A 19,077-nucleotide genomic window follows, 5' to 3' on the forward strand; every position below is an offset into this window, starting at 1 on the left:
TTCAGGAGATGGCACATGAACGACCTTGCCGCCGCCGGCACCTTCCGGATGGGAGACCTCATCATCAACCGCATGGGCTATGGCGCCATGCAACTGGCCGGGCCCGGCGTGTTCGGGCCGCCGAAAGACCGGGATGCCGCCCTTGCCGTCCTGCGCGCGGCGGTGGAGGCCGGCGTCAATCATATCGACACCAGCGATTTCTATGGCCCCCACGTCACCAACCAGATCATCCGGGAGGCCTTGCATCCTTACCGCGAAGACCTCGTCATCGTAACCAAGGTGGGCGCGGTGCGCGGCGCCGATGCGTCCTGGCTGCCCGCGCAGAGCCCCGCCGAGCTGACGCAGGCGGTGCACGACAACTTGCGCAATCTGGGGCTGGAACGGCTCGACGTCGTGAACCTGCGACTGATGGGCGATGTCCATGCCCCGGCGGACGGCCCACTGGAGGAGCAGTTCTCGGCTCTCGCGAAGCTCCGTGAGCAGGGGCTGATCCGTCACCTCGGCCTCAGCAATGTGACTGCCAGGCAGATCGATGCGGCGCGCAAGATCGCGCCGGTGGTGACGGTGCAGAACCAGTACAACCTCGTCCACCGGCACGACGATGCGCTGGTGGACAGCCTGGCGCGGGAAGGCATTGCCTATGTGCCGTTCTTCCCGCTGGGCGGGTTCACGCCGATCCAGTCGGACGCGCTTGGGGATATCGCTGCCGGGCTTGGCGCCACGCCGATGCAAGTGGCGCTGGCGTGGCTACTGGCGCGTTCGCCCAACCTGCTGCTGATACCTGGGACCTCCAGCCTTGCCCATCTGACCGAGAATCTGGCGGCTGCGGAACTGGAACTGCCCGAAACGGTCAAGGCGCAGCTCGATGCCATAGCTGAGGCTGCGGCATAAGCCGATGCTCCGGCGCGCGATCGGGCGCGCCGGAGCATGCGTTTTCAGGCGCCAGTTTCAGGCAATCGTGGGAACGATCCCGCCTTCGACGCGGATTGCCGCGCCATTGGTGATCGCACCCAGCGGGCTGGCCAGCAGCGCCACTTGCGCGGCGATTTCGTCGGCCTCGATCAGGCGGCGGATCAGCGAGAGCGGGCGCATCTTGGCGAAGAATTCCGCCTCACGCTCGGCCTCGGGGGCGTCCTTGTTGTCCACTACCGAACGGATGAACTCCACGATCCCTTCCGAACGCGTCGGCCCGGGCATCACCGAATTGACCGTAACGCCGGTGCCGCGCGTCTGTTCGGCAAGACCGCGGGCGATGGCCAGCTGCGCGGTCTTGGTCATGCCGTAGTGGATCATCTCACCCGGGATCACCAGTGCGCTTTCGCTGGCAATGAAGATCACGCGGCCCCAGTTCTTTTCCAGCATCTTCGGGAAATAGTGGCGGGCAAGGCGCGCGCCGCTGACCACGTTGACCTCGAAGAAGTGGTGCCAATCGGCATCGGTGATCTCGGTGAAGGGCTTGGCTTCATAGATGCCGAGGTTGTTGACCAGGATGTCGACCTCTGGAACGGCGGCGATCAGCGTTTCCGCGCCTTCCGCCGTCGCCGGATCGGCCAGCACGGCGCGCACTTTGCCGCCGTTGGCGCTTGCTGTACCAACCTGCGCGGCGGCCGCATCCAGCTTCTCCTGATTGCGGCCAGAGATGACGACATCGACGCCTTCGGCGGCCAGTCGCTCGGCAATGGCAAGACCGATCCCGGCGGTCGATCCGGTAACGAGCGCGGTCTTGCCGTTCAATTTCAGATCCATGCGGGAATTCCTTAGAATGAATTGAGGTTTGGGAGGGAGGAGACCGGAAGATAGGCGGATCGGCAATTGATGATTAGAGCGGAGTGAGGCATCTCAGAATTGCATTTGAATCACGAGTATCGCGATGGACAACCGCTTCGGCGAAATGCAGATCTTCCTTGCCGTGGCGGAGACCGGCAGTCTGGCCGGTGCCGCGCGGGCGCTGCGCATAACACCCTCTGCCGTCAGCCGCGCGATCGCCCGTCTGGAAGCACGGCTCGGCGTCCTGCTGATCACCCGCACCACCCGCGCGCTGTCGCTTACTGCGGAGGGTGAGGTCTATCGCGAACGCGTGGCGGGGCTGATCGCCGAAGTGGACGAAGTGGAGCGCGGCTTTGCCGGACCCTCCGATGCCCCACGCGGGCCGTTGCGGATCAACAGTTCGGTGCCGTTCGGCACGCAATGCCTGTTGCCGATCCTCCCCCGGTTCATGGCGCGGCACCCTTCTGTTCAGGTCAATCTCTCGCTCTCCGACGAACTGGTCGATCTGGTGGAGGCCCGCGCGGACGTTGCCATTCGCATCGGTCCTCTGCGCGATACCGGGCTGAAGGCAAAGAAACTGGGCCGCAGCGCCATGGTCCTTGTCGCCAGCCCCGGCTATCTTGCGACGCGCGGCCTGCCGGACCATCCGCGCGCGCTTGCCGGCCATTCCTGCCTGCAATTCAGCTTCCGCCGCTCGCTCGATACCTGGCCCTTCCGTATCGATGGTGCGCTGGTCCAACGGCCGGTCGAGGGGGCATTCCACGGCAATTCGGGCGAAGTGGTGCGGCTGATGGCCGTCGCGGGCGGAGGGATTGCCCGCCTCGGCCGCTTTCACGTCGCTGCCGATCTGGCTGCGGGCCGGTTGGTCGAAGTGCTGAGCGATTACAATCCGGGCGATCACGAGGACATCCACGCCCTCTTCGTCGGCCATCAGCGACTGGCCTCACGCATCCGCGCCTTCCTCGATTTCCTGGAAACCGAATTGCGCCTGCCCTGACAGATACGAAAAGGGCCCGCCGCCGCAGCGACGGGCCCCGATCGGATCGCGGGCCTTAGAAGCCGCGGCGCAGGGTCACGAACCACTGGCGCGGTGCGCCGGTGAGCAGGGTCTGCGAGTCCCCGGTGTTGGTGAAGCCGTTCGACCCCACGGTGGAGACATACTTCTTGTCGGTCAGGTTGGTCACCGAAACCTCCAGCGCCACGCCCGAGAGATAGCCGTGGCCTGCCGGCACCTTGGCGCCCAGCGAGGCGTCCAGCAGGAAGCGGCCGCCGACAGACACGTCGTTGGTATAGCTGTAGTAGCGCTTAGACATGTAGTTGCCGCCGATCCGGCCGAACAGGATATCGCCGGTATAGGCGAGTTCGGCCGAGGCGATGTTACGCGGGCTATCCGGCACCATTTTGCCATCGGTAGGGATCACGATGGGTTTGCCCTCGTCGTCAAGCCCACCTTCAGCCACGTCGTCCTGATATTTGGACACGTTGTAGGCATAGGATGCCGTCGCGCTGAACCCGGCCGGCAGGCGCATCGTTGCCGCCGCCTCGAACCCATAAGTATGGACCGATCCGACATTGGCCAGGACGCTGGGATTGCCCTGGATGCCGGGGCCCGAAGTGATCGCCAGCAGGCGATTGTTGAAATTGACGTAGTAGCCCGCGAGCGAGCCCTGGAACGGCCCTGAACGGAAGCGCGCGCCGCCTTCGAAGGTCTGCGACGTCTCTGGCTTGAGATTGTCACGGATCGAGTCGAAGCCCGCCTGCGTGGTCGAGAACGGACCGGAGGTTACGGCCGAAACGAAGGCACGCATGTTCTCGGTATAGCTGGCGAAGAGTTCGGCCTGGCCGGTCACTCGGTAAACCGCGCCGATTTGCGGCAGGAACATGTCGTTGGCCTTGATCCTGCCGGCCGGGTAGGTGGACTGGACGATCGGGTTCGCCTTGTTGACGACGTCGATGCCCTTCCAGCCACCGCTGATCGTCAGCGCATCGCCAATGTCCACGGTGTCGGACACGTGGTAGACGAACGTGTTGGTCTGGAACTTGTAATCCCACTGCGTGGCGAAGGGATTGGTCTGGAATTCCAGCGAATCCCGCGAACTGCCGTCCAGCGTATTGTCCAGCGAATAGAAGCGGCGGGCCTGACGGAAATCGTTGCTTTCGTACCAGGCGCCCAGCTCCAGCTTGTTGAAGCTGACGTCCCAGTTCATCGTCGCGATCGCGCCGGCGCGGTTGATGTCGTACTCGGTCGTGCGGACCGAGAGCGGCGCGCCGGTCGGGCTGGGAACGTAAGGCGTCCACCAGAGGCCCTGCCCGTGGTTGTCATGGTAATATGTCTGGAGCGAGAAGCGCAGCGGACGGTCCAGCGGCGTTTCGAACTTCACGCTGCCCAGCCAGTCGCGGCGCAGGCCGGCGGCGTTGTAATAGGCATCGTCCACCGTCTCGACAGGCTGGGTGAACGTGGTGCCGTAAGTGGGAAAAGGCAGCGTTCCACCGGCTGCCACTTGCTGGTTCTGGTAGACGGCGGCGGCGGTATAGGCCGCCTTCCAGTCCGGCGCGAAGTTGTCCCAGTTGTAGCCGAGGCGATCGATCATCGCCTTCGACATGTCCTGATAGTCGTTCTCGCGGCGGTCGGAATAGTTGACCCAGGCGGTCAGGCGGCCAAAGCCCAGATCGCCCACCAGCTTGGCGTTGACCTGGTCCTGCTTCTGCGCGCCATCGCCCTTCCACTTGCCGGCATCCATGTGGGCATAGGAGACGGAGGCGCGGAACGGGCCGAAATCGCCGCTGTCCACGCGCACGAAGGCACGCACGGTGTCCTCGCTGCCGTACGTGCCGCTGGCGGCGATATCCATCGTGTGGCCGGGATCGCGTGAGGTGAACAGCAGCGTGCCGCCCAGGTTGGACGTCGATGCCGTGCCCAGCGCACCCGCGCCCTGGCTGACCGTCACGGCGCCCAGGTCTTCGGAGATGATCGCGCGGCTGATGTGGAGGCCGTTGTAATTGCCATAGCTCATGTCGCCCAGCGGCACGCCGTCCAGCGTGAAGCCAAGCTGGTTCTGGTTGAACCCGCGCAGTGAGATGCGGGCGGACCATTCGTAGCTGCCGAAAGCATCGGCCGACTGGAAGTTCACGCCCGGAAGCTTCGAAATCGCCTTCAACGGCGATGTGCCGGGCGTCAGCAGGGAGATATCCTCGGCACTGACGGTCTGCGTCTGGCGGGTTTCGCCGAAGCCGAGGACGACGATTTCGCCGCCCGATCCGTCCGCGCCGGTTGCGGCGGCATCGGCTGCGGGATCGGCCGCACCCGTAGTGACACCCGCAGCAGTATCGTCGGCCGCGAAAGCCGGTGCGGCGATAGTGAAGGCAAGAAGCGAGACACCTGCTGCAAGCAGGCGAGAGGTCTGGACTGTCTTCATTGGGAAAGAACTCCACCCTGGAACCGTGCGGGGTGGTCCTCCTGTTCGGAGGCAATCCGATGACATTCCCATGTCATTTCAAAGAATATGAATAGATTGCCGACATTTCGCGCCCCAGTGATATAGATACAACACCATTCGCGGTGAATACTTGGCGGCGATATGGCAGGGCCATGGCAGCGACATGGAACGACATCGGGGGCTAGCTTGAGAAGCTGGCGCGGTCTTGGGAAACAGGAGGTGGAGGAAACGCGACGACGCTTCTGCCGCGATGATTTTGCAATCCGCCGCGCAAGTCTGGCATCCCGTGCTGACGTTTTCTGCCCAGCCCGAACGGCAGCGGCAGCACGCCGGCTGTTTGAGGACCCTGCCGGGTTGGAGGCCCTTCACCCGCATGTTTCAGGGCTGGATGACAATAAAGACATTGCCATCACGATGGACGGCGTGACCTACCGCCTGGATGCGGACAGCGCGCCGCCGTCCGGCAATGGCCGGCTTGGAGACATGTTGGAAACCGATCCCACCGGATCGTTGAACCACCCGGGTCGGCCTAACAGGCGGCGGCTTTATCCCCTCCCCGCAATGCGATAGACAGCCCCGATGCCCCTCGCCGACAGCAGCCTTGCCCCCGGCCGCATCTCCGCTCCGAAAGGCCCGGCGCGCGGCCTGTTCGTCACTACGATCCTGCTCGGCAGTTTCCTGCTGTTCCTTATCCAGCCGATGATCGCGCGCATGGCGCTGCCCCGGCTGGGCGGCGCCCCCAACGTGTGGAACAGCGCGATGCTGGTCTATCAGGCGCTGCTGCTGGCAGGCTATGCCTATGCGGACTGGCTGGGCCGGTTCTCCCTGAGGCGGCAGGCCACGATCCATATCGCCCTGCTGGCGCTGGCGGGCCTGACGCTGCCGGTGGGACTTGCCGGCATGACGCGGGTTTCCGGTTTGCCGGAGGAACTGTGGGTGCCGCTGCTGCTGGGCCTTTCCATCGGCCCGGTGTTCTTCGCCGTTTCCGCGCAGGCCCCGCTCATGCAGCGCTGGTTCGCCGCCGATCCGCAGGCTGGGGCGCCGTGGGCGCTCTATGCCGCGTCGAACCTCGGCAGCTTTGCCGGGCTGCTGGCCTATCCGCTGGTGGCGGAGCCCCTGCTCAGCCTGCGCCGGCAGAGCCTTGTCTGGTCGGCGGGGTTCATGCTGCTGGTCGTGCTCGTGGCGCTGGCCGGCGCCAGTCGCTTTGCCTTGCCGGTGCGATCGGGTGCGCGCGAACGCGGAATGACCGCCGGGCCGATAGGCTGGCGCAGGATCGTGCTGTGGCTGGCGCTTTCGGCCGTTCCCTCCGGCCTGATGCTTTCCACCACCACGCATCTGACGACCGACATCTTCGCGATGCCGCTGCTCTGGGTGATCCCGCTGGGCCTCTACCTGCTCAGCTTCGTGATCGCCTTTGCGGACCGGCGCGGCGGTGCCCTTGCGGTGAGCCGCATCGCGCCGGTCGTGGTGCTGTTCGCGGGCAGCTATGCGATGGTGTCCAACGGATCGGGCGGGTTGTGGATGGCAGGGGCGACCTGCCTGCTGCTGTTCTGCGTGGCCACTGCGCTGCATGCCCGCCTCTACGACGCGCGCCCCGGTCCGGCGCAGCTGACGCGGTTCTACCTCGTACTATCGGCGGGAGGCGCGCTGGGCGGCGTTTTCACCGCCCTCGCCGCGCCGCTGCTGTTCGACTGGGCGTGGGAACACCCGCTGCTGACACTTGCAGGGGCGCTGCTGATGCCGCTCGACCCGCTGCTGCGCTGGAGCGAGAACGGCGGAGCCGATCGCGGCCCGGTTCGGATCGCGCTGGCCCTGCTCCTGGCCTTCGCCGGGTTCCTGGCCTGGCAACTCTACCAATATGCCCTGCACACCGATGGCGAACTGGTCGCGCTGGTGCTGACGGTGTTCCTTGTCGGCACCGGCATCATGGTCATGGCATGGCGCTGGGCCTTCGTGGCGGTGCTGGCGCTGGCCATGGTCGCGCAAGGTGGCATCTGGACCATCCGCGCCAGCCTGAACGGCGAACGCACGCGCAGCTATTTCGGCATCTACACGGTCCACGATCGCCCGGAAGAGCGGATGCGCACGCTGGCCCACGGCACCACCCTGCATGGCGAACAGTCGCTGGACCCCACGCACGCGCATGACGCGCTGACGTATTACGGCCCCGGCTCCGGCGTTTCGCTGGCGCTCGCGGCCGCGCCGGCGGCGATCGGAACGCAGGCCCGGGTGGGCGTGGTCGGCCTCGGCACCGGATCGCTGGCCTGCCAGTCGCATCCCGGCCAGCACTGGACGTTCTTCGAGATCGATCCCGTCGTCCTGCGCTTCTCCACCTCCGGCCGCTTCACTTACCTGCGCGATTGCACGCCCGATGCGCGCGTGGTGATCGGCGATGCGCGAATCGAGCTGGCACGGCTTCCCGCCGATTCGTTCGACGTCCTGGTGATCGACGCCTTCTCCTCGGACGCGATCCCGATGCATCTGCTGACGCGGGAGGCCATGCGCGTCTATCTCAAGGCCTTGGGCCCGCATGGCCTGCTGCTGCTCCACATTTCCAACCGCTATATCGACCTTGCGCCCGTGGTCGCCGCCAATGCCCGCGCCGAAGGACTGGCGGCGCTATCGCGGCTGGACATCCCCGACGACACGGAGCGCTACACCCCCTCGCGCTGGATCGCCCTCTCCGAGGACGGAACCATGCTGGACCGGATGGCCCGCGCCCGGCCGGACATGCCATGGACCGTGCCGCACGAGGGGTCGGCGCAGCCCTGGACCGATGACCATGCATCGATCTTGCCCTATATTCGGTGGGACCGGCTCGCGGGGAGCTGGTAACGGGGCACCCTCCTTCGTCGAAAGCCGCAAACGTCGTGCCGATGACCTGTTTACGGCGCGCGACAAGCGGCAGGAAGGCCCCCCTCAGGCCCCGCGAATCCTATTGACAGCACATTGTCCACCAGTATGGTTGACAATGTGGAGCAGGGATCTCCCAAGCTCCGACAAACCTGACGTGCAAGTCGACAACGGCAGCACCATGTCGAGACTACGAAACCCTATCGGCGCCGGCAAAAGGCCAAGGCTTTCCGGTATCATGGCAAGGGAAATGCAAGTTTCCGCCATAGGATCGGCGCTGATGCGAAAAGGAGAAACGGCACATGGCACAGAACGACTATCACGTCTCCCCGCAGGGCGATAACTGGGCGGTGACTCTCCATGGCGTGGCCCTTGCGGTCTTCGCCGACATGAAGGCCGCACTCAATCGCGCCATCGATGCGGCACACCAGGCTGGAATGGCCGGGCACGACGCCCGCGTCCTGCTGGCAGACCGCGCGCAGGAACTGCGCGCCAAATGGGTCTTCGGCCTGCATCCCTATCCGCCGACCGCCTGAACGGTCGGCCCCGCCATGCCGGTCGTCCAGACGGCCGGCTAAACCATGCCGACGGCGGTGCGGGCTTTCCGCAACCCGCGCCGCCGCCGGTACCGGCGATCCCCTTGGCGATCCCCTTCCGGACAGGAGATGGCAATGCTCGGGAAACTGTTCCTGGATCATCCCCGCACCGTGAACGAAACTTATGGCGAGCATTGGTACGTCGCCAATCGCTTCGGCCTGCTGATGATCGTGGCCGGATTGGGAACGATGCTGCATGGCTTCGTTCCCGGGCTGATGACCCGCACCGGCAGCAACATGGTCAAAAAGTTGCACGGTGAAATGGCCCATCGCCAACCGGCCAACCTTCGACCGCCCTCATCGGACGCTCATTCAGTCCCACCGCAGGGTTGGCATCTCGAATACGAAATCTGACGCCTGGTGGAGTATCGGCCGCCCCTCAGTGTGAGGCGGCGCCCTCGAAGCAATCCAGCGTCACCCGGTCGCGCCCATAGGACTTGCTCTTGTAGAGCTGCGCATCGGCTTCTGCGATCCAGTGATCCGGTGCCATGCCGTCCACGCAACGCGCACAGGCAACGCCGATGCTCACCGTCACCTGCGGGCCGATCCGCGATGTCTTGTGGGGGATGCACAGGGCATCGACCTGCCGCTTGATCTCCAACGCCACTTCACCGGCCGATTGCGGATCGACGCCCGGCAGCGCGCAAAGGAACTCCTCTCCGCCATAGCGTGCCGCCTTCCCGCTCAACTGCCGGATCGCGCGGGTGAGCGCGGATGCAATCATCATGATGCACCGGTCTCCGGCCTGATGCCCGTAGGTATCGTTGAATTGCTTGAAGAAATCGATGTCGATCATGATGACGGAAAGCCATTCCCCCGTCCGGGCCAGACGCCCGCAATCCGCCGCAAGGTCGATTTCCAGATGGCGGCGGTTGCTCAGCCCCGTCAGCGCATCGGTAACCGCCATTTGCGCCAGACGGTCGCGCATCCGCTTCAGTTCGACATGGTTGGCCACCCGCGCGCGCAGCAGCGCCGGCTGCACCGGCTTGGTGATGTAGTCGATCGCGCCCATCGATAGCCCGCGCATCTCCGCCTCGGCATCGCCCAGCCCGGTGGTGAAGATCACCGGCACGTCCGCCAGCAGCGGATCGGTCTTGAGCTTGCGGCAGGCCTCGAAGCCGTCGATCCCGGGCATCACTACGTCCAGCAGGACAAGATCGGGCTGCACCGCGCGCGCCACATCCAGCGCATCCTCACCCGAACTCGCAAAGCAGACGTCGTATTCGTCTTCCAGCACGGCATTCATGATTTCGATATTGGCCAGATCGTCATCGACAATCAGGATCGTCGCCTTGTTCACGAATTATTCCTTTGCGCGACGAAGTTGACGGCAGGTGCATCCGGATCAAATCCATCGCCGAATGACTCGGCTTCCGCGCGGCCGTCGATCCGGTCCACGATATCGAGCGCCGCGGCGTAATCGAGGCGGAGCACCGCCGCACAGAGCGGGTGTTGATTGCGCTCGGCCACCGGCACGCCCGATGCGCTGGCGAATTTGTCATAGGCCTCACGCGCGCGCAGGCTTCGGCGCAAGAGCAGGCCGCGCAGTTCCGCCAGCGCCTGCGCGGCCCGTTCCGGATCGGCGGCAGCCGCGTCATGAGCGATCTCCGCGCCCGCGCCCGGTACTTCCAGCGTCCTTGCCGCGGCAACGGCGGACCGCAAGGCTGCATCAAGTGCGGCGATTTCCGTGTCGATGGCCGCCCGGCCGCTGCTGGGCAGGAGCAGCAATTGCTCCAGATCGGTCGCGCGCGACTGGACTTCGTGGAGGCCAAGCGAGCCGGCCACGCTGCGCAATCCATGGGCGCGCCTTCTGGCATCCTCGGGCTCACCCCGCGCCAGCGCATCGTTCATGGCCGTGGCAACCTCTCCATAGTCCTTTCCGAAGCTGACGATCAGGCGGCGCAGCAGTGCGGCCTTGCCCCCCACGCGTTCCAGCGCGGTAGCGAGATCGAACGGCGCAAGCTCTGCGGGAAGCAGCAGCGCCGGATCGGCCGCTGCCGTGCGGCTGCCCAGACCCGCCGCGCCGGTTTCGGGCACCACGGGTTTCAGCCAGCGGTTCAGCAGCGCGACCAGCGCGGCGGGCGAGACCGGCTTGGCGATATGATCGTCCATCCCGGCATCGAGGCACTTGTTCTTCTCTTCCTCGAAGGCATGCGCGGTCATCGCCAGGATCGGCAGGGTGCCCAGCGGGCGGCTGCCGCGAATGTGGCGCGTGGCTTCCAGCCCGTCCATCTCCGGCATCTGCACGTCCATCAGCACGGCGGCGTAAGTGTCTCCGCGTCGCGCCACCAGATCGCAGGCAATGCGCCCGTTGACGGCGGGGTCGACCACCAGCCCGGCCTGCGTCAGCAGTTCGGTCGCGATCTCCAGATTGATCTCGTTATCCTCTACCAGCAGCACGCGTTGCCCCCGCAAGTGCGGATCGACCTGGTTGCGGCGCACTTCCTCGCGCGGCATCGCCTCTACCGTCGCATCCTTGTGCGCGAACAGCATGGTGATCGTGTCCAGCAGGGCCTGCGGATCAATCGGCTTCGCCAGAACGGCCGAAATCGGGATGCCCTGCGCCTCCGCCATGGCCTCGTCCACGCTGTAGGCCGTTAGGATCAGGGTTACCGGCATCGGGCCATCGCCGGCCCGCTGCTGCAGGATGCGGGCCAATTCGATGCCATCCATGCCCGGCATCTTCCAGTCGATCAGCACCAGGTCGAACGGCACGTCGCGCGCACTGGCATCGGTGCAGGCGGCCAGGGCCTCCTCGCCCGAAGCGGCAAGGTCGATGCGCATGCCCCAATGACCGAAGATGCCCTGCACGATCTCGCGCGAAGCAGCGTTATCGTCCGTCGCCAGCACGCGCAGCGAACGGATCTGGTCGAACGAAAGGGTGCGGCTCGTCGGCAGAGCGCCCGCTTCCGCCATCTCGAACCGGCAAGTGAAGGTGCTGCCCTTGCCCGGCGCGCTCCGCACCGAGATGGAGCCGCCCATCTGTTCCAATATCTGCTTGCAGATCGCCAGCCCCAGCCCGGTTCCGCCAAATCGCCGCGTGGTGGAATTGTCCGCCTGAGAGAACGGCTTGTAGAGCGCGGCCTGCTGCTGGAGGGTCATGCCGATGCCGTCGTCGGCCACCACCAGTTCCAGCACGGCCCGCTCGCCCTCCGGCCCGCTGCGCCTTTCGACGACTTCCAGCCCGATCTCCACACGCCCGCCTGCGGAGAACTTGACCGCATTGCTGAGCAAGTTGATCGCCACTTGCGCCAGTCGCAGGGGATCGCCGCAGACCGCCGCCGGCACGTCCGGACCGATATGCGTGAACACGCGCACGCCCTTCGCCTGCGCGTCGAACGAAACCAGCTGGACCTGATCGGCGATCGTCGACCGCAAGTCGAAGTCGTGCATTTCCAGCACCAGCTTGCCGGCCTCGTTCTTCGAAAAGTCGAGGATGTCGTTGATCAGTCGCAGCAGTGAGGAGCCTGCGCCCTTGATCTTCTCCACATAGTCGCGCTGGCGATCGTCGAGATTGGTGTGGCCGATTAGATGGCCATAGCCCAGAATCGCGTTCATCGGTGTGCGGATTTCATGACTCATGTTCGCAAGGAACATGCTCTTCACCCGCGTCGCCTCTTCCGCCTCGTGCGTGCGTTCTTCCAGCGCGACGTTCTTCTGGATGATCTCGTCGCTCATCCGGCCGATCCGCTGGAAACTGGCGATCAGCATGCCGTTCAGCCAGACCAGCACCGCCGTCTGGAACGCCACGATCCCGGCGTGAAGCAACACGCGCTCCACCGTGCCGGCCTGCGAAAACACGGCGTAGGGCAGGATATAGAGCAGGATCAGGTGATGCAGCGAGACGGCCAGGGCCGCAACGATGATCGCCTGCCTGTCAAGCCAGGCGATGGTCAGCGCCAGCATCGCGAAGAAGTACATGTGCATGTCCATCTGCCAGGGATGGCCCCGCAGAAGGAACAGAAGGATCGCCGCCTCACCCATCAAGGCAACGGCGGAAAGGTAGCGGGTGGCCGGCGCCGGCCCCTGCAGCGCCCACATCAGATGGTAGGAGGCGGCCAGCACCGTTCCGGCCAGCGCGGCGTAGAGCGGGGATTCGCCCTGGATCAGCGCGACCAGCGCATGGAGCGGCACGTGAAGCCAGAACAGGAATACCAGAAAGCGGCCGAACCTGCCGCGAAGCGCCTCGATCTCGTCGTTCATGATGCCTTGCCCCCCTTGCTCGGCACGGTGCAGCCCAGCGGGCCCGGAACCCGGCGGGCAAGCAGCGCGCCGGAGCCTTTCAGGGACTGGCTGAAATGAGGATCGGCCGATGCGGCGATCACCACGTTGGAAAATCCGCCGGGCCTGACCAGTCGTCCGCCGGAAGCCCGGACCAGGTCCGCGGTGCGGCCCAGCGTCCAGCCCGGCGGGGCGACGACGAGGTAGCCCTGCCCCTGCGCGGCACCGCCCAGCGACGCGACCAGCAGCCCCACCATCAGGGCGCCCAGCATCAGGAAGGCCGGGAACAGGTCGCGCAAGCGCGGCCGGCTATTCGGCCTTGGCGCTTCCATCCCGTGATTCCCGTGCTTTTGCAACTGCATGGCCCTGCCAATCCCCCCGGATGTTAGAGCTTAGCTAAGTAACGGTGTTACAATCGTAAATATAGTAGGATCGCGTATTCCCCAGTCGGAGAAAAATATATTTTATCCTTCCCCCGCCAAAAGGGGGCAAGCGTTGAACCGGCCGGTTATTTCCGCGCCGGAACGAAGGGACGGATGTCAAAGGTGTGCGCCCGGCGCAAAGCCGGGAACAGCCGCGACCAGATCAGCGTCACCGCGATGGCCCCCGCCCCGCCGACGATGACGGTGGCCACCGGGCCGATCAGCGCCGCGACGAAGCCCGATTCCGCCTCTCCCAACTCGTTCGAGGCGGAAACGAACAGCGAGGATACCGCCCCCACTCGCCCGCGCATGTCCTGCGGGGTGGAAAGCTGGATCAGCGACTGGCGGACATAGACAGAGAACATGTCCGCCGCGCCGGACACCGTCAGGCACAGCAGCGAAAGCGGCAGCCAGCGCGAGAGGCCGAAAACCAGGATCGCCACGCCATAGATGGCCACAGCCGCCAGCATCTTCGTCCCCACCCCGCGATCGAGCGGTTTCCACGAGAACCAGAACGCCGCCAGCATCGCCCCCAGCGCCGGCGCCGCGCGCAAGGTGCCAAGCCCGCTCGGCCCGATGCCCAGGATGTCGTGCGCGAAGACCGGCAGCAGCGCCGTCGCCCCGCCCAGCAACACCGCCATCAGGTCCAGCGAGATCGCGCCCAGGATCAGCGGATGGTGGCGGACATAGGCAACCCCTTCGATCATCTGCTGCCAGGGATTGACCCCTTGGTTTCTCCGGGTCAGCGGCACCGGCCCGATGCCCATCAGGCAGACCAGCGCCAACGCGAACAGGGCCGAGGAGAAGGCATAGGGTGTCACCGGCCCGGCCGCGTAGAGGAAGCCGACCGATGCCGGTCCGACGATGGCGCCCAGCCTGCTGGCGATGGAATTGGTGGCGATGGCCTTGGGCAGCACGTCGGCCGGCACCAAATCGGGCGCCAGCGCGCCCAGGGCCGGTGCAGAAAACGCGCGGACCACGCCGAACAGCGCGGCCACCCCGAACAGCGCCCCCAGCGTCACGCCTTGCGTCAGGTTCAGCCAGCCCAGCAGCAGCGCGCAGCCAAGCTGCACCACGCTGCACAGGCGCGCGATCTGCCGCCGGTCCACATGATCGGCGGTCCATCCTGTCACCAGCACCAGCAGGAACAGCGGAATGAACTGCACCAGCCCGACTATGCCGAGCTGGAACGCCGCCTCCTTTATGCTGCGGGTTTGCCGGGCGACCTCATAGACCTGCCAGCCCAGCACCACGACCATGCCGCCTTGCGCCATCGTCGTGCACATCCGTGCCACCCAGAACAGCCGAAAGGCGGGATACGACAGGGGATGCCTGGGCCGGGTCAATGTGCGCTCCGTCGGGGATGTCCGCCGCTGCTGCCGGGTCAGGGCGCGCGTGACAAGTGCCGGAACGGCAAAACAATCGCTTCGGGCGGGTTTCGAAGACGCGCCGGTTGCCGGGAAAGTGCCCGGAAACCGGCGCGAGACGGCCGAGGTCTAGAATTCCGACCAATCCTCGCCGGAATGCGCGGGATTGATCGCCAGGTTTCCGCTCACCGGCAGCGGCATGTGGCGGGGCGGGGCGATAGCCGGCACCGGCGCGCCCCGCCGGGACAGCAGCCGCACGGGGGCGTTGCCACCGGACTTCAGCCGGAAGCGCGTCGTCAGTTCGGCCAGTTCTTCCGCCTCGGAGGCCAGGCCGCGCGCGGCGGCGGCGGTCTGCTCCACCATCGCGGCGTTCTGCTGGACCATCTGGTCCATGCTGACCACGCCCCCGCCGATCTCGGTCAAATTCTCGGACTGCACCTCGGCGCCTTGCGCGATGGCATCGACCAGGGTGTTGATCTCGGCGATCTTCGTGCCGATCCGCTCCAGCATGCGCCCGGTCTGGCCGACAAGATCGACGCCTTGGGCCACTTGCGTGGACGATGTGGTGATCAGCGCACGAATTTCGCGCGCGGCATCGGACGATCGCTGCGCCAGCGCCCGCACTTCGTTGGCGACCACGGCAAATCCCTTGCCGGCATCGCCCGCCCGCGCGGCCTCCACGCCTGCATTCAGCGCCAGCAGATTGGTCTGGAAGGCGATGCCGTCGATCAGGTCGATGATCTGGTTGATCTGCATCGAACTCTTTTCGATCGCGTCCATCGCGGTAACCGCATTGCGCACGACTTGCGCGCCATCGTCGGCATCGCCGCGCGCCGCGCCAACCGCGATGCGCACTTCGCCGGCGCTGCGTGCCGTCACTTCCACCATTCCGGTCACGTGCTTCATCGAAGCGGACGTCCGCTCCAGCGTCGCCGCCTGGGTTGCTGTCCGCTGTGCCAGATCGTCCGATGCAGAGCGGATTTCGGCTGAGCCCGTGCGCACGGATTCGGCGGAAGTCACGACCTGCGCGATGCTCGCCTCCAGCCCGACGATGGTGCGGTTGAAACTGGCGCGCAGGCTCTCGTATTCCTCCGCAAAGGCCGTTTCCAGCTTGACGGTCATGTCTCCGCCTTCAAGCGCGAGCAGGCCCTGCTGCAGCGCCTCCACCATCTCTTCGCGGGTGGAGTTGAGCTGAATTTGCACGGCATTGTCCCGGAACACCGCCATGGCCTTGGTCATCCGGCCCACGCAGTCGCTGTGGTCGGTGAACCGGATCGGGCTGGCGAGATCGCCTGCCGCCAGACCTTCCATGCGCACTACGGTCTCAACATAGGGGTCGCAGATCAGCTTGCCGCTGACCTTCACGGTCAACAGCGACGCGACCAGCGCCGCAGCCGCCAGCCCGATCCCGAACGTGCTGAAATGTCGCGCGGCAAGCACCGCGCCGCCTGTCGAGAGCAGGCCCCACAGCCCATGCAGATAGAACAGGGTGCGGAACTTGGCCCTGATCGGCGCATATTTCTCGAACCAGTTGAACATCGTCGGCCTCACTGACCCATTTCCCCACGAGGACGGAATGCCTCGGGCGAGCCAGCGATCTACCGGGGATTTGCGAAGGATTGCCGCTATGGCCGATACGGGCATTCAAGTAGTCGGCGGCCGCGCATGGTTACGATTCTGCAAGGAAGGCGCGTCAACCGGCGCCCATCGCCTCCACCAGCGGCCAGAGCACCTGGTCCGCATGGATCGTGCAGAAATACTCGTTGACCTGCCGGATCAGCCCGTCGCTCAGGAAGAACACCATGCAATACTGGTTGCGATAGGCAGTGCCCGCGCTGGTCACGGCGTCGCCCTCCCATTCCACGATCACGCGGTCCGCTTCGGCGGTCACGGTCTTGATCGTCGGGCGCAGGCCGGTGGGGACCATGCTGTTGAATGCCTCGATCGTGCCGATCATCACGTCCCGGTCGCGGCGACCGGCGAACTTCGTATAGCCCTTGGCAATGGTGAAGGCATCGGGTGCAAGGCAGGCTTCGGCCTCTGCCGCCCTTCCCGCGCCCATCGCCGCGATGAAGCGCAGTACGACGGCCTTATTGTCCTCTGTCATTTCGCCTCTCCCTCGATCATCGGTTTCGACCGGCCGGTCAGCCGCTGCCAAAGTGCGCGCAGCCAGCCCGTAAGGCCGCCGTGCCGGGCCGGCTCGGGCTGGGAAATGACCTCGACCGCCGCGGTATCGCCAGCTTCGATCCGGGCCTTGAGCTGCGCTGCGAAACTGCGCGCGAATTGCGGCAGCAGCGGCTTGCCCAGCGCCTCCCACATCGGCGCCATCGGCCCGCTACCGATAACCTGCACGTGCAGCACAACCTCGGTCTCGCCCCCGGCAAGCGCCCGCGCTCTATAAGTGCCGCCGCCCTCCACCGGATCGCCGTCCAGCCGATAGCGAAACCGGACGAGGCCGGGCCCGGACCACTCGTCCACTTCGACCATGACTTTCACCGTGCGCACCAGCCCGCCCGCGCCCACTTTCAGCGTCCAGCGAGAGCGGTCCTCATCCAGTACCTCGCAAGACTGAAGGCCGGGCATCAGGCTGGCCCAGCCCTCGATATCGCGGACATGGCGCCAGACCTTTTCGATCGGGCGAAGGATCGCGACGCTCTGCTCGGTCTCGATCATGCCGGCTGCGCTTCGGCCGGAGTCTCGCCGGAAATGACGCGTTCGAACAGGTCGCTGGGATTTCCGGCGGCGTGGCGCCCGGCAAGGTAGCCGTGGGTCATCCCGCGCGCATTGGTCATGCCGCTCTGCATCACTGCGCCGTTATCGAAGCGGACCATCGAGTTTCCGGCGACGTAGAGCCCGTCGATCACATCGCCGTTCCAGTCGACCGCGCGGCAGTGATGGTCGGCGACAAGGCCGGTGCCGGCGATCCCGCCCCCGCCCATGCGTTTCAGTTCCACCGCGTAATAGGGCCCCTCGCGCAAGGGGCCGAGGTTGGCATTGGGTTTCTGGTGGATGTCGCCGATCATCACCGATGCCCAGGGGTAAGTGCCGCGCGCGAAGAGGGTATCCTCGCCCCCTTCGCAATCGCGGTTGAAGCGGGCGACGGTTTCCGCAAGGCCGCCGGGATCCACGCCGATGCGAAGCGCCAGTTCCTCCAGCGTGTCCGCGCTGACGGCCAGCCCTTCGGGAAGGTCGGCGCCCGGCGGAACCGATCCGAATGGGTATTTGGCCCGCGCCTGCGCGTCGAACACCACCCAGCAGGGGAAGTTCGGGTGCGTCTGGCTGGCGCCATCGATCACGTCCACCGCGTAATAGAGCGCGCGGTAGAAGGATTCGTCCGCAAAGCGCTGGCCCGCGCGGTTGACGACGATGGTGTGCGGCAGGCCCAGAAACGGCAGCGATCCGCGCCAGAGCGGCACGCCGTCCTCCAGTTCCTCGCCCGGAATGTGGATGCCCAGGTTGGTGGGATCGGGAACGCGGGCGATCCGTGCGCCCACTTGCCCCGCCATGCGCAAATGCGCGCCATCGACCGACGGCATTACCATGGAAACGGGATCGATCTGGTTGGACAGCGTCTTCGCGAGTTCCGGATTGCGTTCATAGCTGCTGACCGCGATCACCACCCCGCGATGCGCGCGCACGAACAGGTCCTGCCCATCGCGCCGCGCACGGACGCCGACCACGCGGTGGCCGTCGCCGATCAGTTCCACCACCTCAACCCCGGTTTCCAGCGGAATGCCGCGATCGAGCGCCCCCTTCACGAAGTAGGCAGCCAGACCGGGCCCAAGGCAACGCTCATCCTTGCCCAGACGCTCTGCCATCAGGCCATAGTCCCACTGGACCATGTTGGCAGTGCCGCCGCCCTTGAAGATATCCTCGTGCGTGAAGGCATAAGGCACTTGCGCGGAAACCCGCGTGCGGGATTGCCATTCGCCCAGCGTCTCGGCCGGGAACGGCACGACTTCCAGATAACGCCCTTCGCTGATCGCATCGTTGTTATGGCGAAAATAGTAATCGGGGCAGCCGTGGATCACGGCCATCTTCAGCCCGATCTGCTCCTCGAACCAGCGCAACGCGACCGGGCCGTGCAGCGACTGGTTCAGGATGGCCGCATCGTTGCCGTATCCCATCGACAGGGTCTGGACATAGCGGAAGCCGCTTTCCGCCGAGTCTGCGATGCCAGCCTCAGCCGCAAGGTGGTTGCCCGGGATCCAGACCTCCCCCATCGACAGCGCGGTCACCCCGCCGACCTGATCGGCCCGCTCCAGCACGAGCGCACTGATACCATGATCGTGCCCGGTGATCGCGGCGGCAAGACCACCCCCGCCAGAGCCGATGGCGACCAGATCCGCTTCCATGTCCCATCGGGGTGGAAGGTTTTCGATCATGCTGTTCTCCTCTCCCGTGGCGGACGCCT

At 65.5% G+C, this 19,077-nt stretch carries 15 protein-coding genes; 5 read left to right on the forward strand and 10 right to left on the reverse strand.

Annotated features, from left to right (window positions below; translation table 11 throughout):
• Positions 1–15: 15 nt before the first annotated feature.
• Complete coding sequence (locus tag WBP07_RS31795) at positions 16–891, forward strand: aldo/keto reductase family oxidoreductase (protein WP_395397245.1); 876 nt, start codon at positions 16–18, stop codon at positions 889–891.
• 57 nt (positions 892–948) lie between these two features.
• On the opposite strand, the gene WBP07_RS31800 is transcribed toward WBP07_RS31795, so the two are convergent.
• Positions 949–1,746, reverse strand: a complete 798-nt coding sequence (locus tag WBP07_RS31800) for an SDR family NAD(P)-dependent oxidoreductase (protein WP_395397246.1) — start codon at positions 1,744–1,746, stop codon at positions 949–951.
• 124 nt (positions 1,747–1,870) lie between these two features.
• On the opposite strand from WBP07_RS31800, the gene WBP07_RS31805 reads away from it, so the two are divergent.
• Positions 1,871–2,764: a LysR family transcriptional regulator gene (locus tag WBP07_RS31805; RefSeq protein WP_395397247.1), complete on the forward strand. Its 894-nt coding sequence runs from the start codon at positions 1,871–1,873 to the stop codon at positions 2,762–2,764.
• A 55-nt stretch (positions 2,765–2,819) separates the two neighbouring features.
• On the opposite strand, the gene WBP07_RS31810 is transcribed toward WBP07_RS31805, so the two are convergent.
• Positions 2,820–5,183: a TonB-dependent receptor gene (locus WBP07_RS31810; protein WP_395397248.1), complete on the reverse strand. Its 2,364-nt coding sequence runs from the start codon at positions 5,181–5,183 to the stop codon at positions 2,820–2,822.
• A 600-nt stretch (positions 5,184–5,783) separates the two neighbouring features.
• On the opposite strand from WBP07_RS31810, the gene WBP07_RS31815 reads away from it, so the two are divergent.
• The 3 genes from WBP07_RS31815 to WBP07_RS31825 all read left to right on the forward strand — a co-directional run bounded on the left by WBP07_RS31815 (position 5,784) and on the right by WBP07_RS31825 (position 9,007).
• Positions 5,784–8,039: a fused MFS/spermidine synthase gene (locus WBP07_RS31815; protein ID WP_395397249.1), complete on the forward strand. Its 2,256-nt coding sequence runs from the start codon at positions 5,784–5,786 to the stop codon at positions 8,037–8,039.
• A 320-nt stretch (positions 8,040–8,359) separates the two neighbouring features.
• The gene (locus WBP07_RS31820) at positions 8,360–8,593 is read left to right on the forward strand and encodes a hypothetical protein (protein WP_395397250.1); all 234 of its coding nucleotides are present in this window, start codon (positions 8,360–8,362) and stop codon (positions 8,591–8,593) included.
• 45 nt (positions 8,594–8,638) lie between these two features.
• Entirely contained in the window at positions 8,639–9,007 is a 369-nt protein-coding gene (locus WBP07_RS31825) for a DUF6356 family protein (protein WP_395397251.1), read from the forward strand.
• Between the two features lie 25 nt (positions 9,008–9,032).
• Here WBP07_RS31825 and WBP07_RS31830 read toward each other — a convergent pair whose 3' ends face one another.
• The 8 genes from WBP07_RS31830 to WBP07_RS31865 all read right to left on the reverse strand — a co-directional run bounded on the left by WBP07_RS31830 (position 9,033) and on the right by WBP07_RS31865 (position 19,048).
• The gene (locus WBP07_RS31830) at positions 9,033–9,953 is read right to left on the reverse strand and encodes a diguanylate cyclase (protein ID WP_395397252.1); all 921 of its coding nucleotides are present in this window, start codon (positions 9,951–9,953) and stop codon (positions 9,033–9,035) included.
• Positions 9,950–12,856 carry a response regulator gene (locus WBP07_RS31835; protein ID WP_395397253.1) on the reverse strand — a complete coding sequence of 969 codons (2,907 nt, stop codon included), beginning with the start codon at positions 12,854–12,856 and terminating at the stop codon, positions 9,950–9,952. Before WBP07_RS31835 ends, WBP07_RS31830 begins: the two co-directional genes overlap by 4 nt.
• Positions 12,853–13,173 (reverse strand): hypothetical protein, encoded by a 321-nt coding sequence (locus tag WBP07_RS31840; RefSeq protein ID WP_395397254.1) that lies wholly within the window; start codon positions 13,171–13,173, stop codon positions 12,853–12,855. Before WBP07_RS31840 ends, WBP07_RS31835 begins: the two co-directional genes overlap by 4 nt.
• 209 nt (positions 13,174–13,382) lie before the next feature.
• Positions 13,383–14,642, reverse strand: a complete 1,260-nt coding sequence (locus WBP07_RS31845) for an MFS transporter (RefSeq protein ID WP_395397255.1) — start codon at positions 14,640–14,642, stop codon at positions 13,383–13,385.
• A 150-nt stretch (positions 14,643–14,792) separates the two neighbouring features.
• Complete coding sequence (locus WBP07_RS31850; protein WP_395397256.1) at positions 14,793–16,214, reverse strand: methyl-accepting chemotaxis protein; 1,422 nt, start codon at positions 16,212–16,214, stop codon at positions 14,793–14,795.
• Between the two features lie 142 nt (positions 16,215–16,356).
• A complete protein-coding gene (locus WBP07_RS31855; RefSeq protein WP_395397257.1) occupies positions 16,357–16,770 on the reverse strand; it encodes a nuclear transport factor 2 family protein in 414 nt (137 codons plus the stop codon).
• Positions 16,767–17,336, reverse strand: a complete 570-nt coding sequence (locus WBP07_RS31860) for a CoxG family protein (protein WP_395397258.1) — start codon at positions 17,334–17,336, stop codon at positions 16,767–16,769. Before WBP07_RS31860 ends, WBP07_RS31855 begins: the two co-directional genes overlap by 4 nt.
• Positions 17,333–19,048 carry an FAD-binding protein gene (locus WBP07_RS31865; protein ID WP_395397259.1) on the reverse strand — a complete coding sequence of 572 codons (1,716 nt, stop codon included), beginning with the start codon at positions 19,046–19,048 and terminating at the stop codon, positions 17,333–17,335. Before WBP07_RS31865 ends, WBP07_RS31860 begins: the two co-directional genes overlap by 4 nt.
• Positions 19,049–19,077: the final 29 nt, after the last annotated feature.

It is taken from the genome of Novosphingobium oxfordense (genome assembly GCF_044029435.1).
In the GTDB taxonomy this organism is placed as follows: Bacteria; Pseudomonadota; Alphaproteobacteria; order Sphingomonadales; family Sphingomonadaceae; genus Novosphingobium.

Coding starts and splice junctions, on each gene's coding strand:
- WBP07_RS31795 (WP_395397245.1), top strand. CDS start 16: ATGAACGACCTTGCCGCCGCCGGCACCTTCCGGATGGGAGACCTCATC.
- WBP07_RS31800 (WP_395397246.1), bottom strand. CDS start 1,746: ATGGATCTGAAATTGAACGGCAAGACCGCGCTCGTTACCGGATCGACC.
- WBP07_RS31805 (WP_395397247.1), top strand. CDS start 1,871: ATGGACAACCGCTTCGGCGAAATGCAGATCTTCCTTGCCGTGGCGGAG.
- WBP07_RS31810 (WP_395397248.1), bottom strand. CDS start 5,183: ATGAAGACAGTCCAGACCTCTCGCCTGCTTGCAGCAGGTGTCTCGCTT.
- WBP07_RS31815 (WP_395397249.1), top strand. CDS start 5,784: ATGCCCCTCGCCGACAGCAGCCTTGCCCCCGGCCGCATCTCCGCTCCG.
- WBP07_RS31820 (WP_395397250.1), top strand. CDS start 8,360: ATGGCACAGAACGACTATCACGTCTCCCCGCAGGGCGATAACTGGGCG.
- WBP07_RS31825 (WP_395397251.1), top strand. CDS start 8,639: ATGCCGACGGCGGTGCGGGCTTTCCGCAACCCGCGCCGCCGCCGGTAC.
- WBP07_RS31835 (WP_395397253.1), bottom strand. CDS start 12,856: ATGAACGACGAGATCGAGGCGCTTCGCGGCAGGTTCGGCCGCTTTCTG.
- WBP07_RS31855 (WP_395397257.1), bottom strand. CDS start 16,770: ATGACAGAGGACAATAAGGCCGTCGTACTGCGCTTCATCGCGGCGATG.
- WBP07_RS31860 (WP_395397258.1), bottom strand. CDS start 17,336: ATGATCGAGACCGAGCAGAGCGTCGCGATCCTTCGCCCGATCGAAAAG.
- WBP07_RS31865 (WP_395397259.1), bottom strand. CDS start 19,048: ATGATCGAAAACCTTCCACCCCGATGGGACATGGAAGCGGATCTGGTC.